Origin of the sequence: Olsenella sp. HMSC062G07, from assembly GCF_001811895.1 — a bacterium.
Classification (GTDB): domain Bacteria; phylum Actinomycetota; class Coriobacteriia; order Coriobacteriales; family Atopobiaceae; genus Olsenella_F; species Olsenella_F massiliensis.
Genome location: NZ_KV806951.1, coordinates 306726 through 319291, shown reverse-complemented (window position 1 = coordinate 319291; position 12566 = coordinate 306726). Strand labels below are relative to the sequence as shown.

11 protein-coding genes are annotated in these 12566 nt (G+C 68.2%); 1 reads left to right on the top strand and 10 read right to left on the bottom strand.

Annotation, left to right across the window (positions count from 1 at the left end; genetic code table 11):
• Positions 1-53: 53 nt before the first annotated feature.
• Together crcB and aspS are read right to left on the bottom strand one after the other, a co-directional pair.
• A complete protein-coding gene (gene crcB, locus HMPREF2826_RS04605; RefSeq protein ID WP_246824688.1) occupies positions 54-446 on the bottom strand; it encodes a fluoride efflux transporter CrcB in 393 nt (130 codons plus the stop codon).
• 41 nt (positions 447-487) lie between these two features.
• Positions 488-2275: an aspartate--tRNA ligase gene (aspS, locus tag HMPREF2826_RS04600; RefSeq protein ID WP_070639600.1), complete on the bottom strand. Its 1788-nt coding sequence runs from the start codon at positions 2273-2275 to the stop codon at positions 488-490.
• Positions 2276-2543: 268 nt separating this feature from the next.
• Between aspS and HMPREF2826_RS04595 the strand changes: the two genes are divergently transcribed.
• Positions 2544-4103, top strand: a complete 1560-nt coding sequence (locus tag HMPREF2826_RS04595) for an efflux RND transporter periplasmic adaptor subunit (protein ID WP_070639598.1) — start codon at positions 2544-2546, stop codon at positions 4101-4103.
• A 33-nt stretch (positions 4104-4136) separates the two neighbouring features.
• On the opposite strand, the gene hisS is transcribed toward HMPREF2826_RS04595, so the two are convergent.
• The 8 genes from hisS to HMPREF2826_RS04555 all read right to left on the bottom strand — a co-directional run bounded on the left by hisS (position 4137) and on the right by HMPREF2826_RS04555 (position 12527).
• Positions 4137-5450: a histidine--tRNA ligase gene (gene hisS, locus HMPREF2826_RS04590; RefSeq protein ID WP_070639596.1), complete on the bottom strand. Its 1314-nt coding sequence runs from the start codon at positions 5448-5450 to the stop codon at positions 4137-4139.
• 233 nt (positions 5451-5683) lie between these two features.
• The gene (locus tag HMPREF2826_RS04585; RefSeq protein ID WP_070639593.1) at positions 5684-6715 is read right to left on the bottom strand and encodes a branched-chain amino acid aminotransferase; all 1032 of its coding nucleotides are present in this window, start codon (positions 6713-6715) and stop codon (positions 5684-5686) included.
• Positions 6716-6898: 183 nt separating this feature from the next.
• A complete protein-coding gene (locus HMPREF2826_RS04580) occupies positions 6899-7453 on the bottom strand; it encodes a transcription repressor NadR (protein ID WP_070639591.1) in 555 nt (184 codons plus the stop codon).
• On the bottom strand, positions 7450-8361 hold the full coding sequence (gene nadC, locus HMPREF2826_RS04575; protein WP_070639588.1) for a carboxylating nicotinate-nucleotide diphosphorylase: 912 nt from the start codon (positions 8359-8361) through the stop codon (positions 7450-7452). Before nadC ends, HMPREF2826_RS04580 begins: the two co-directional genes overlap by 4 nt.
• Positions 8358-9563, bottom strand: coding sequence for an L-aspartate oxidase (locus HMPREF2826_RS04570; RefSeq protein ID WP_070639586.1), 1206 nt, complete (start codon positions 9561-9563; stop codon positions 8358-8360). The genes nadC and HMPREF2826_RS04570 overlap by 4 nt, the downstream gene beginning before the upstream one ends.
• On the bottom strand, positions 9560-10591 hold the full coding sequence (gene nadA, locus HMPREF2826_RS04565; protein WP_083307262.1) for a quinolinate synthase NadA: 1032 nt from the start codon (positions 10589-10591) through the stop codon (positions 9560-9562). The genes HMPREF2826_RS04570 and nadA overlap by 4 nt, the downstream gene beginning before the upstream one ends.
• A 160-nt stretch (positions 10592-10751) precedes the next feature.
• On the bottom strand, positions 10752-11384 hold the full coding sequence (locus HMPREF2826_RS04560) for a DUF47 domain-containing protein (RefSeq protein ID WP_058270033.1): 633 nt from the start codon (positions 11382-11384) through the stop codon (positions 10752-10754).
• 75 nt (positions 11385-11459) lie between these two features.
• Positions 11460-12527: an inorganic phosphate transporter gene (locus HMPREF2826_RS04555; protein ID WP_070639584.1), complete on the bottom strand. Its 1068-nt coding sequence runs from the start codon at positions 12525-12527 to the stop codon at positions 11460-11462.
• Between the last annotated feature and the right edge of the window lie 39 nt (positions 12528-12566).

Here is a 12566-nt window from a genome sequence, read left to right as displayed (position 1 = left end):
GTCACGCCCGAGGCGCCCATGAGCCCCTCGCACGACATCCGTCTCGTCAACGCCTACCCCGCCGCGAACACCCTGCCAAGCGCCAGACCCGCAGCCACGGCCAGCAGGCAGCTCGCGACGTTGACGATCACGTTTGCCGCCGCGGCGCGCAGATTCCCCGCGCCCGCGAGCGCGAGCGTCTCCGCCGAGAAGGTCGAAAACGTCGATAGGCCCCCGCAGAGCCCCGTTGCCAAAAGCAGCCTCAGACGCGCGTCAAGCGGACTCGCGAAATCCATGCCCGTGACGACGCCGATGATGAGTCCCGCGAGCGCGTTGGCGGCGAGAGTCCCGGCGGGAAGCCCAGGGGCGAGATCCTCAAGGGCCGCCCCTATCCCCCACCGGCCCACGCTGCCCACAAAGCCGCCAAACCCCACGGCCAGCGCCTGGACGACCGTCTCGTACATCATCGCAAACCTCTCTCGGCCATCACGCCCCCTACCGCCTGCCCCTACAGCAGGCGCAGCGAGACCTCCTTGAGTTGCTTGCCCGAGACCTCGCTCGGAGCGGCGCTCATGAGGTCGGAGCCGCTCGAGGTCTTGGGGAAGGCCATGACCTCGCGGATGGAGTCCGCGCCCGCGAGCAGCATGCACACACGGTCCAGGCCCAGGGCGAAGCCGCCCATCGGAGGCGCGCCGAACTCGAGCGCCTCCATGAGGAAGCCAAACTGCTCCTGCGCCCGCTCCCTGGTGAAGCCGAGCTTCTCGAGGACGCGCATCTGGAGGTCGGCGTCATGGATGCGCATGCCGCCGCCGCCGGCCTCAAAGCCGTCCATCACGAAGTCATAGGTGTGCGAACCCACGGAGAGCGGGTCGGTGTCCAGGCGCTCGACGTCGTCCTCGACCGGCTGGGTGAAGGGCTGGTGCTCGGCGGCGTACGCCTTGCGGTCCTCGTCCCAGTGGAACAGCGGGAAGTCCACGACCCAGAGGAAGTCGTGACCCTCGCGCGGCACGTTCAGCGCCTGCGCCATGTGAACGCGCATGCCGCCCAGGATCTCGTCGGCGGCAAGACGGCCCTCGACCGCGAACATCACGAGGTCGCCGGGCTCCACGTCCATCTCGGCCCTGAGCGCCGCCATCTCGTCGTCCGAGAAGAACTTGACGATGGGACTCGTGACCGAGCCATCCTCGCGGAAGGCGATGTAGGCGAGGCCCTTGGCGCCGAAGCCGGAGGCCACGTCGGCAAGCTTGTCAATCTGGGCACGGGGCCAGGCGCCGGCGCCCTTGGCGTTGATGGCCTTGACGAACAGGTCGGGGTTCGATGCGGCGCTCGCGAACAGCTTGAACCTGGACGAGCCGAAGATGGACGTCACGTCATGAAGACGCATGTCATAGCGGGTGTCGGGCTTGTCGGTGCCGTAGCTGTCCATGGCGTCCCAATAGCTGATGCGACGCAGGGGCAGCTCCATCCTGACACCCATCGAGGCGAAGGCGGAGGCGAGCACCTCCTCGAGTGCGCCCATGACGTCATCCTGCGACACGAAGCTCATCTCGATGTCCACCTGCGTGAACTCGGGCTGGCGGTCGGCGCGCAGGTCCTCGTCGCGGAAGCACTTGGCCACCTGGTAGTAGCGCTCCACGCCGCCCACCATCAGCAGCTGCTTGAGCAGTTGGGGCGACTGCGGCAGGGCGTAGAAGTGGCCCGGCTGCGTGCGGCTCGGCACCAGAAAGTCACGGGCCCCCTCGGGCGTCGACTTGAAGAGCGCGGGCGTCTCGACCTCCATGAAGGCGCGGTCGTGCAACGCCTGGCGCATGGCGAAGGTGAAGTCGGAGCGCAGCCTGAGGTTGCCCATCATCTTGGGGCGGCGCAGGTCAAGGTAGCGGTAGCGCAGTCGCACGTCCTCGGCGACGTCAATGCGGTCCTCTATCTGGAAGGCGGGCGTCCTGGCGCCGCCCAGGACCTCGATGTCCGAGATGAGCACCTCGACCCGCCCGGTAGCGAGCTTCTCGTTGTCCTGGCCTTCGGGGCGCTCGCGCACCACGCCCGTGACCTTGATGGGCCATTCGGAACGAATGGTCTCGGCGACGTGAAAGGCCGTGCCGCCGGAGTGCTCAGGGTCAAAGGAGACCTGCGTCACACCGTCACGGTCGCGCAGGTCGACAAAGATCAGCCCGCCGTGGTCGCGGCGATGCCACACCCAGCCCGTGAGCGTGACCTCGCGGCCGATGTCCTCCAGGCGCAGCTCTCCGCAGGTGTGGGTGTGCATGCTGTGGACATGCATGGGGTTGGTTGTGGGCATGGCTCTTCCTCTCGTCTCTTGCCGCCCCGTGCCGTACGGGCGGCCCACCAGCAGACCGTGCGTCGGCGTAGACTGCGACGACGCACGCGACGAATCATGATAGCAGCCCTCATGGCCCCTGACGTCGGCGCGCGAACGGTCTTACCCAGGAGAAACACAGCCGTGCCGTCTTTGTCAGGCGAGCCGTCTACCAGGGATGCTTCGGCTGACACAACCAATGCCGTATGCTAGGGGCAAGCAATGTATACGCAGCTTGCAAGGAGTCCCCATGCCAGAGACCCACGAATCCTCCGCACGGCACGCGGCGCCCACACCCGTCTTGCCCGAGACGGGCGAGGACGCCCCGGAATCGTCAGGCGTCGTTGGCGCGACCGGCCACGCCGGCGGCGCGCGAGGAGACGCCGCCCCGACCGACGGGACCGCGCCGAGCGAGCCCGCCGACGCGGACGACGCGGTCTCGTCTGAGTCCGCGCAAGACGCCATGGCGGCGGATGCGGGCGTCGGCGACACCGCAGACATCGGGGGCGTCCGCATCGACAACCGCGCGCCCGCCGAGGTGCTCGCCATGGCACAGACGCGCCGCAGGACGAGGCGCCAGCGGCGCACGCGAGCGCTCGTCGGCGTCGGGGCGGCGCTGTGCGCACTTTTGGCCCTGGTGCTGGGAACGTACGCCAAGAAGCAGCTGGACGCCTTCATGGCGGCCCAACAGGAGGCACGGAGGCCCGCGCCGTCCGTCGTCACGGCCGAGCTCAGGGACTTCACGTCAACGGTCAGCGCGATGGGCACCATCGTCGCGGGGTCGACCGCCGACGTGGCGTCGGAGGTCGACGGCACGGTGGCGGAGGTGCGAGTGACGGAGGGCCAAGACGTCACCGAGGGCGACGTCCTCTTCGTGCTTAAGAACGACAACCTCGACGCGGCGGTCGGCAGGGCCGAGGCGCAGCTGGGCGCGGCGAAGTCGGCCCTCGCGGAGGCGCAGGGCAAGTACCAGGCCGCGCAGCAGGCCTGGGATGCCGCCCTGGCGGCCGACAAGGCCAGGGCGGAGGCCCAGGCGAGCGGCGTGGGCGTCGGCGGCGCGGCGGGCATCTCGGCAACTGCCGGGCTCGTCGACCCCAGCTCGCTCGCCAGCGCGGTGGAGGCGGCCGAGACTGCTGTCCAGGGCGCCCAGGGCAGCTATGAGAGCGCGGTCGCGCAGGCCGACGGGCGAACCATCACCGCACCCGCCTCCGGCACAATCACCAGGCTGTTCGTCAAGGAGGGGACGGCCGTGGTGGGCACCAGCTCGTCCGACGCGGAGCTGCGTGCGACGGCGGGGGCGGTGAGCCAGCTCGCCCAGATATCGGACCTCTCCACGCTGCGCGCAGAGGTGCGGGTGAGCCAGGACGACATCGGGCAGCTGGGACTCAATCAGACGGCGGCGCTGAGCTTTCCCCAGATCACGGACGTGAGCGCGCAGGCGACCGTCTCGCACGTCGACAGCGCCCCGATCGCGAAGGAAGGCGACGCGCAGGGCGCGAGCTACGTCGTCACGCTGCTGCTGAGCAGCCCGGACCCGGCGATCAGGCTGGGGTGGGTCGTGACGGCCACCATCACCACTAAGGTCGTACCCAGCGCCGTCGTAATCCCTCTGGCCGCCATAACGACGGACGCCTCCAAGACGAGCTACGTGGAGGTCGTGACCCTGGCGAGCAACGGCAAGGACCTTGCCAGCAGGGAGCGAAGGCAGGTCACCATCCTCGCCCGCGACGGCGAATCGGCCGCCGTCCAGGGCGTCAACGCGGGAGACGAGCTGCTCATCGGCACGGGCGAGGGAGACGACGCCCACTAGCGCGGCCGGCGGCCTCAGGGGCCGTCGAGCGTGCTAGCCAAGAAGCGCCCTCACCCTCCCGACGAACTCGGCGGCGGGCACCAGCAGCTGCTCGTGCGTCCGCATGTCGCGAACGGTCACGGATGCCGTCGCGACCTCGTCCGCGCCGATGACGACGCAGACGCTTGCTCCCAGCCTGTCCGCCTGCTTGAACTGGGACTTGAGCGAGCGTCCCTGGTAGTCCGCCTCCGTGCGGACGCCCGCCTGACGAAGCGCGAGGGTCGCCGAGAACACGGCCTGACGTTGCTCGGGAGAGGCGCAGGCCACGTAGACGCAGCCGGGCGCAGGGGTCTCGAGCGTGCCTCCCTGGGCCGCCAGGGCGAGGGCGATGCGCTCAAAGCCGACGGCAAAGCCGATACCCGGGGTAGGCTTGCCGCCCTCCAGCTCCATGAGCCCGTCGTAGCGCCCGCCGCCCCCGATGGCGCCCACGCCCGACGCGAGGGCGTCCACCTCGAAGACGGTGCGCGTGTAGTAGTCCAGGCCGCGAACGAGTGTGGGGTCCTCCACGTACGCGAGGCCCGCCTCGTCAAGATAGGCCTTCACCTGCGCGTAGTGCGCCTCGCAGTCGTCACAGAGATTCTCCGTGACGAGGGGGGCGTCTCGCATGACCTCGTGGCAGCGCTCGTTCTTGCAGTCAAAGGCGCGCAGCGGGTTAATGTCCGCACGCTCCAGGCAGTCGTCGCACATCTCGTCACGATGAGCGAGGATGAAACTGCGCACCCTCTCGCGATAGCGGGGACGACAGCTGGCGTCGCCCATGGAGTTGATGCGCAGCTGCAGTTTGGCGGCGTCAAAGCCCAGGCGCCGGTAGAACTCCATGAGCATGATGACGCACTCGGCGTCGGCGGCGGCGTCGGGCGCGCCCAGGACCTCGACGCCGATCTGATGGAACTGGCGCAGGCGGCCCTTCTGGGGCCTTTCGCCGCGGAACATGGCCTCCGCGTACCAGAGCTTGGCGGGCGCCGCGCCCTGGGGCACGAAGTTGCCCTCCACGGCCGCGCGGACCACGCCAGCCGTGCCCTCGGGCCTCAGCGCCATGCGCTGCCTTGCCTTGAGGCCGCCCTCGCCGCCGGCGGCCAGGATGCGCTCCATGAGGGCGCCCGAGAACACCCTGAACATCTCCTTGCGCACGACGTCCGTGGACGCGCCGATGCCATGGACGAAGGTGTCAACCTGCTCTATGGCCGGGGTCTCGATCTGGTCGAAGCCATAGGCGCCAAAGAGCTCGCGCGCCACGTCCTGCATATGCTGCCAGGCGCGCATGTAGCCGCCCACCAGGTCCTCAGTGCCTTGAATCCTCTGTGCCATAGCGACGTGCCCCCTCCTCGCGTCCTCTGCGCGACATCGTGGCCGCGGCCACGAGCGACGTGCGAGCGCACGTCGCCTTCCTCGGCCATCAGAGATGTCAGTATACGCCAGGGGCGCGAGGCATCGTTCGCCAGCCTGCGGCAGGCCTCCCCGACCGAGGCGGGGGCGATGGGGACCACGCCGACGCAGCCGGCCGAGGCGCGCGAGAAGGCCCCAGACCCTACGCCGCGTCCCTACGCCACGTCGATCTTGTGAACCCAGCCGAACGTGTCCTCGATCGAACCGTCCTGGATGCCGGTCAGGGTCTCGCGCAGCGTACGCATGACGGGACCCACCTCCCCCATGCCGTAGACGACGGAACCCCCGTCAAAGTCAACCTGACCCACGGGAGAGATGACCGCGGCGGTGCCGCACATGCCGCACTCCACGAAGTCGCCGATCTCTGCAAAGGTGACGGGGCGCTGCTCGACGGTCATGCCCAACAGCCTCGTTGCGACGTCGACGAGCGAGCGACGGGTGATCGAGGGAAGGATGGAGTCGGTCGCTGACTGCGGCACGACCAGCGTCCCGCCCTTGTCGACGAACAGGAAGTTTGCGCCGCCCGACTCCTCCACGAACGTGCGCGTCTGGGGGTCGAGGAACATGTTGTCGGCATAGCCCGCGGCATGGGCCTCGACGGAGGGATACAGGCTCATGGCATAGTTGAGGCCGGCCTTGATGTTGCCCGTCCCGTGCGGGGCCGCCCGGTCAAACTTGGACACCTGCAGCTTGACGGGCTTGACGCCGCCCTTGTAGTAGGCGCCGACCGGCGTCACGAGGATGCGGAACTGGTACTCGTCAGCGGGCTTGACGCCGATGACGTCGCCGGTGGCGATCATGAAGGGGCGGATGTACAGCGTCGCGCCGGAGCCGAAGGGCGGCACCCAGGCGGCATTGGCGCGCACGACCCGCTCGACGGCCTCCACAAAGCGCTCCTTGGGGAAGGGCGGCATGACCAGGCGCCTGGCCGAGTCGTACATGCGCGCGGCGTTCTGGTCGGGGCGGAAGCAGACGATGTCGCCCCCCTCGGTCGCATAGGCCTTGAGCCCCTCGAAGATCTCCTGGCAGTAGTGGAAGATGCCCGCGCACTCCGAAAGCCGAAGGCTGTGGTCGCTCGTGAGCGCCCCCTCGTCCCATGCCCCGTCCCGGTAATGCGAGACATAGCTGTAGTCCGTGGGCTGGTAGGCAAAGCCGAGACCGCCCCAGTCGAGGTCCTTCTTCTGCATGCGTGGTCCTCCTTGGATCTTGGGTACGCGCCGTGCGCACGGCGGCACGCTTGTCAAAAAGTGTACGCGCCTCGACGGGAGCCCTCGGGCGACCACAGGGAGCCGAGACGCACTCGAAACATCATGCGGCACGCCGGCAGCGCCCGCCAGAAGGCCCGCCTCGCGCAGACGCGGGCGCGCTTTTCAGCTAAGCTCCGCGCGCTCCCAGTCGGTGGGCTCGCAGAGGAGGCCTGCCTCATCGAGCGCCCGCTCGATGCGCTCGAGCGTCTCCTGGTCGCGTGCGCTCACATGATGGAAGTGATAGCCCGAGGTGACTTCGGAGAGCAGCGAGGAGCGACTCCCCGCAAGGTCGCCCAAAAAACGCGCGACGTCGCTGCGGCTGGACACATGGAGAGGGGCGCTCAGCCTTCCGTAGGTTCGATGGTTCACAAGCGTGTCCTCCACCGTGCCGCCCAAATCCACGATGATCTTGAGCTCCAGCTCCACCCGGTCCAGACCGTGCCGCAGCTTGAGGAGGCGAACCGGGCGGGCAGGCGGCTCCCGCTCGAGGAGGTAGCCTCGGCTGGTGGGGACGACCTTCGCGCCCTGCGCCTTGATGAGGGCGATGTCCTGCACGATCACCTGACGGCTGACGCCCAGCTGGCACGCGAGCTCCGCGCCGGTGAGCGCCGAGCGAGACGCGCCCAAAAGCGCGAGGAGACGCTCGCGGCGTCGTTCCCCCGCCGGCTGCCCCCTCATCGTCCTGCGCCCCCCACGCCGCCCGTCGCCGCGCCGTCGCGCCCCGCGCCGGCGGTCCCAAGCACCCGCAGGTGCTTGAGGCTCAAGTCGAGGATGGGCGCCGAGTGCGTGAGCGCTCCGCAGGAGATGACGTCAACGCCCAGGTCGGCAAGGTCGCGCAGGCGCTCGGGCGTCACGTTGCCCGACACCTCCAGCGTCGCCCTGCCGTCTGCGACGACCACCGCCTCGCGCAGGGTGGGCAGGTCCATGTTGTCGAGCATGATCACGTCAGCGCCGGCGGCGAGCGCCTCTTTCAGCTGGCCGAGCGTTTCCACCTCGACCTCCACCGCGCAGACGAACGGCACGCGGCGGCGCGCGGCGGCGACGGCCTGGGCTATGCCGCCCACCGCGTCGATGTGGTTGTCCTTGAGCATGACCGCCGTCGAGAGGTTGTAGCGATGATTGGCCCCTCCCCCCACCCGCACGGCCTCGCGCTCAAAGATCCGTAGGTTAGGCGTGGTCTTGCGCGTGTCCGCCAGACGGGTCCGCGTGCCGTCGAGCATGCGGGCCATCGATCGGGTGAGCGTGGCGATGCCGCTCATGCGCTGCAGGAAGTTGAGGGCCACGCGCTCACCGGCGAGGAGTGCGACGACGCGGCCGCGCATGACGCCCAGCTCCTGGGAGGCATGGACTTCGTCTCCCTCCTCCACGACCGCCTCCAGGCGGGCACGCTCGTCCAGGAGCCTAAAGGTGCGCTCAAAGACGTCCAGCCCGCAGATGACGCCGTCCTGCTTGGCTATGAGGCGAACCTCGCCCTGTGCGTCGTCGCCGACGATCGCCGCCGTGGACAGGTCCTCTGAGCTGATGTCCTCCCGAAGCGCGGAGAGGATCAGGGGCTCGGCGTGGAGCCTCAGGGTGACGTCGTTCATGCGTGATGCCTCCTTCGTATGATGTCTCGTGCCGCCAGCCGGGAGAACACCAGGCTCTCAAGGAGCGAGTTGCTCGCAAGACGGTTCTTGCCGTGCACGCCGTTGCAGCTCGTCTCACCCGCGGCATAGAGGTGCGCCATGCCCGTGCGCGAGTGTCGGTTCACGCGGATGCCTCCCATGAGGTAGTGCTGGGCGGGAACGACGGGCACGGGCTCGCGCAGCAGGTCATGTCCCTCCTCGAGGCAGCGCTGGTAGATGTTGGCAAAGTGGCCCCGCACCACCTCGGGCGCCACGTGCTCAAACGAGAGGAGGACGTAGGGCAGGCCGTCGGCCTCCATCTGCCGCCTGATCGCCTCGGACACGACGTCGCGAGGAAGCAGCTCCTGCACGAAGCGCTCGCCGCGAGCGTCGAGGAGGACGGCGCCCTCCCCGCGACAGGCCTCGCTGATGAGGAAGGCACGTCCGGGGCGGCCCGTGTAGAGCGTCGTGGGATGCACCTGCACCCAGCTCATGTGATCGAGCGTGAGGCCGTGCGCGGCGGCGACGCGGCAGCCGTCGCCCGTGAGGCAGGCGAAGTTGGTCGAGCGCTCATAGAGGCCCCCCACGCCGCCCGTGGCGAGCAGCGTGTCATGGGCGCGAATCGTGACCCGTTCCCCGTCGGGACCCTGGCAGACGACGCCCGCGCAACGGCCGTCCTCGGCGACAACCAGATCCTCCATGCGCCGCCACGCCAGGATGCGCACGTTGGGAAGCTCCCTCACGCGCGCCAGAAGCGTGGTGGTGATCTCTTTGCCCGTGACGTCCGCGTGATGGACGATGCGCGGCCGGGAGTGGGCCCCCTCGCGCGTGTAGTCAAGGCCGCCGTCGGGCAGCCGGTCAAATGAGACGCCCAGGCGGATGAGGTCGTTGATGATGCCGCGGCTCTCCCAGATCATGGTGTCCACGCTCGCGGTGCGACAGGCGTTGTGGCCGGCGCGCATGGTGTCGTCAAACCAGGGCCCGTAGTCGTCATGGTCGCGCATGACGCAGATACCCCCCTGCGCCAGCATGGAGTCGCAGCTCGCGAGGTCCTCCTTGGAGAGCATGATGACCCGGAGCGCGCGGGGCAGGTTGAGGGCCGCATAGAGGCCCGCCACCCCGCAGCCCACGATCACGACGTCGCAGGAGGTCTCAGACCGGCCGGCCGCCTGGCGCCCCCTCATCGGGACGCCAGCTCGAGCATGCGCTCAAGGGGCGCGTTGGCGGCATCGGCCTGGGGTGGGAGCCCCACCTCGCCCGACAGGCCCTCAAGGCACGAGACGAGACGCTCCGCGGTGACGAGGGCCATGTTGGGACAGATGGGCAGCGTCCTGGGAAAGTGGACGCGCTTGCCCTGGCCCGCGCAGGCGCGCTCGATCGCGTATGCGATGCCCACGACGGTCAGGACGATGAAGTCTCTGCCCTCGCTTGCGGCTATGTGGTCGATGATCTGCTTGGTGGAGCCCACGAAGTCCGCCTCCGCCAGCACCTCCTCGGAGCATTCGGGATGCGCGAGCACCTCGGCCGTGGGATATGCCAGCTCGAGCTCCTCCACCTCGGAGGGGACGATGCGCTGGTGAGTGGGGCAGTAGCCTCGGTTGAGCAGCACGTTCTTCTCGGGAACCTGCCGAGCCACGTAGCGGCCGAGGTTCATGTCGGGGATGAACAGGATGTTGTCCTGGGGCAGCTCGCGCACCACCTTGACGGCGTTCGACGAGGTGACGCAGACGTCCGCCCAGCTCTTGATTTCCGCAGTGGTGTTAACGTATGCGACGACGGCGACGTCGCCCAACTCCTGGCGCACGCGGTCCACGTCACGCTTTAGGACCATGTGCGCCATGGGACAGTCGGCCCGGGACTCGGCGAGCAGCACGCGCAGGTGGGGGTTGAGCAGCTTCACGCTCTGCGCCATGAAGGACACGCCGCACATGACCACGACCTCGGCGTCGAGCGTCTTGGCCAGCCGCGCCAGATGGAAGGAGTCCCCCACGTGGTCGGCGAGGGCCTGGACCTCGGCCGGCACGTAGTAGTGCGCGAGCACCACGGCGTTGCGGCGGCGCTTGAGTTTTTCCACCCGCCTGCGCAGCTCCTCAAAGTCCGCATCGCCCCGTGTCGCGGGTGAAGCGCCTCGCTCGCGATATCGCCGCAGGGCCGCGTCCAGGCTTTGTCTCTCAAGCTCGGACAATTCATAGCTGTCGGCCAGCCGCTCCATGGGAACTCCTCCCTTGCCGCCTTCCCATGGGACCAGGGTACCCGAAACTGCCTCATGTCGTCCGAACTGACAAGACAGGTGTCATGACAGTTAACACGGCCCTGGCACCAAGCCTGCGTGAGGGCGCGTCGCGCAAGGACCGCCGCGCGGGGCCGCTGCGCTACGCGCTCTTCATGATGATGGACCTGACCACGCCCGCCGCCGCGTCGCAGGCGTCGAGGGAGGCCTCCATGCGGTCGAAGACCCTCAGCCAGCCCACCACGTGCCCGCGGCGCGCCTCGTCGAGCGAGTCGTCGTGGAAGAGGTGGCGCATGCCCTGCTCATAGACGGCGTCGCCCTGATCCTCGATCTCGCCGACGGCGATGGCCTTCTCGCGCACGAGTGGGTCGCGCTTGTAGTTGGCCAGGTGGTTGAACATCACGTCGAGCTCCACGATGGCCTGGTGCGTGAGCTCGGCCATCTGGTGCGCCTCGACGCGCGTCGTGCTCATGTTGAACAGGTCGAGCCCCGTGCAGGCGCTCTCCATGTAGTCCACGATGTCGTCCATCTTGAGCGCGAGGTCGCTGATGTCGTCGCGGTCGAAGGGTGTGATGAACGAGGTGTACAGCTCCTTCATGATCTTGCGGACGTGCGCGTCGGAGCGCGTCTCATGCAACTTCATCGTGGGAATCATCGAGATGGTCTCGGGATACCCCCCGACCAGCCTCACGTAATCCTCTGACGCGTTCAGGATCTCCTGGGAGAACTCCCTGAAGAGCGCATAGAACGGGTCTTCCTTCTTGATGCGAGCCATGTGTCCCCCTCGTCGAGAGCCTGCGATGCTGATGGCGCGCTCGCCGCCGCGCCGGGCGGATGTCGTCGGCATGGCTCAGAACCACAGCAGGAAGAGCCGCGCCAGAAGATAGCCGATAAGACCGCAGCCCGGGAAGGTGAAGACCCAGGTGAGGACCATGTCCCGAGCGATGGACCAGTTGACGGAGCGAACGTTCTCCGCAGCGCCCGCCCCCATGATGGCCGCCGTCTTCGTGTGGGTGGTGGAGACGGGAAGTCCCGTGAGCGTGGCGATGAGCAGCGAGACGGTGGCGCTGAGCGAGGCGGAGAAGCCCTGGTACTTGTCAAGGCGCACCATGTTCATGCCCACGGTCTTGATGATCTTCTTGCCGCCCACCGCCGTGCCCAGGGCCATGACGCCAGCGCAGAGCACCATGATCCACAGAGGAAACTGGATGCCCTCCATGCTGGTCCTGCCCGTGGAGAGGACGACGGCCATCATGGCGGTGGACATGAACTTCTCGCCGTCCTGGGCGCCGTGCATAAGCGCCACCCCGGCCGCCCCCAGCACCTGCATCCTGCCAAAGAGGTCGTTGGCCCGACGACGGTCAGCGTGACGGCAGGCCAGGGGGATGATCCTGGCGAGTAGCCATCCTGCGGCATACCCGAGCACCGTGGAGAGGACGAGGCCATAGACGACCTTCATCCATTCGGCGACGTTGACGCCGCCCAGACCGCCCGAGACCGCCAGCGCGCCGCCGGTCAGGCCCGCTATGAGGGCATGGCTCTCGGAGGTGGGAATGCCAAAGGCCCAGGCCACGAGACCCCAGGCCACGATGCCCACCGTCGCGGCGGCAAGGGCGATGAGCGCGGCGTGCGCGTCGCCCCCGAAGTCCACCATCACGCTCATGGTGTCGGCGACCGCGGTCGTGATGAACGTCATGCCCACGAGGCCCACGAAGTTGCAGACGACGCTCATGGCTATGGCCTCGTTCACGCCGATCGAACGCGTCCCCACCGGCTCGGCGATGGCGTTTGCCGCGTCAGTCGCCCCGTTGACGAAGATCGTCCCCATGATCAGGACCATGACGATGGCAAGGAAGGGGTTCTGGCCAAGGATGTCGAGGAACTGGGAGAAGGAGATGGCGATCTGTGAGGCCTGCATGCGGCGTTCCTCCCCCTGAGAACCCGGTCATTCGGGCGG

Excerpts from the sequence above, each read along its gene's own strand:
- crcB (WP_246824688.1), bottom strand. The coding sequence starts at position 446 with ATGATGTACGAGACGGTCGTCCAGGCGCTGGCCGTGGGGTTTGGCGGC.
- aspS (WP_070639600.1), bottom strand. The coding sequence starts at position 2,275 with ATGCCCACAACCAACCCCATGCATGTCCACAGCATGCACACCCACACC.
- HMPREF2826_RS04595 (WP_070639598.1), top strand. The coding sequence starts at position 2,544 with ATGCCAGAGACCCACGAATCCTCCGCACGGCACGCGGCGCCCACACCC.
- hisS (WP_070639596.1), bottom strand. The coding sequence starts at position 5,450 with ATGGCACAGAGGATTCAAGGCACTGAGGACCTGGTGGGCGGCTACATG.
- HMPREF2826_RS04585 (WP_070639593.1), bottom strand. The coding sequence starts at position 6,715 with ATGCAGAAGAAGGACCTCGACTGGGGCGGTCTCGGCTTTGCCTACCAG.
- HMPREF2826_RS04580 (WP_070639591.1), bottom strand. The coding sequence starts at position 7,453 with ATGAGGGGGCAGCCGGCGGGGGAACGACGCCGCGAGCGTCTCCTCGCG.
- nadC (WP_070639588.1), bottom strand. The coding sequence starts at position 8,361 with ATGAACGACGTCACCCTGAGGCTCCACGCCGAGCCCCTGATCCTCTCC.
- HMPREF2826_RS04570 (WP_070639586.1), bottom strand. The coding sequence starts at position 9,563 with ATGAGGGGGCGCCAGGCGGCCGGCCGGTCTGAGACCTCCTGCGACGTC.
- nadA (WP_083307262.1), bottom strand. The coding sequence starts at position 10,591 with ATGGAGCGGCTGGCCGACAGCTATGAATTGTCCGAGCTTGAGAGACAA.
- HMPREF2826_RS04560 (WP_058270033.1), bottom strand. The coding sequence starts at position 11,384 with ATGGCTCGCATCAAGAAGGAAGACCCGTTCTATGCGCTCTTCAGGGAG.
- HMPREF2826_RS04555 (WP_070639584.1), bottom strand. The coding sequence starts at position 12,527 with ATGCAGGCCTCACAGATCGCCATCTCCTTCTCCCAGTTCCTCGACATC.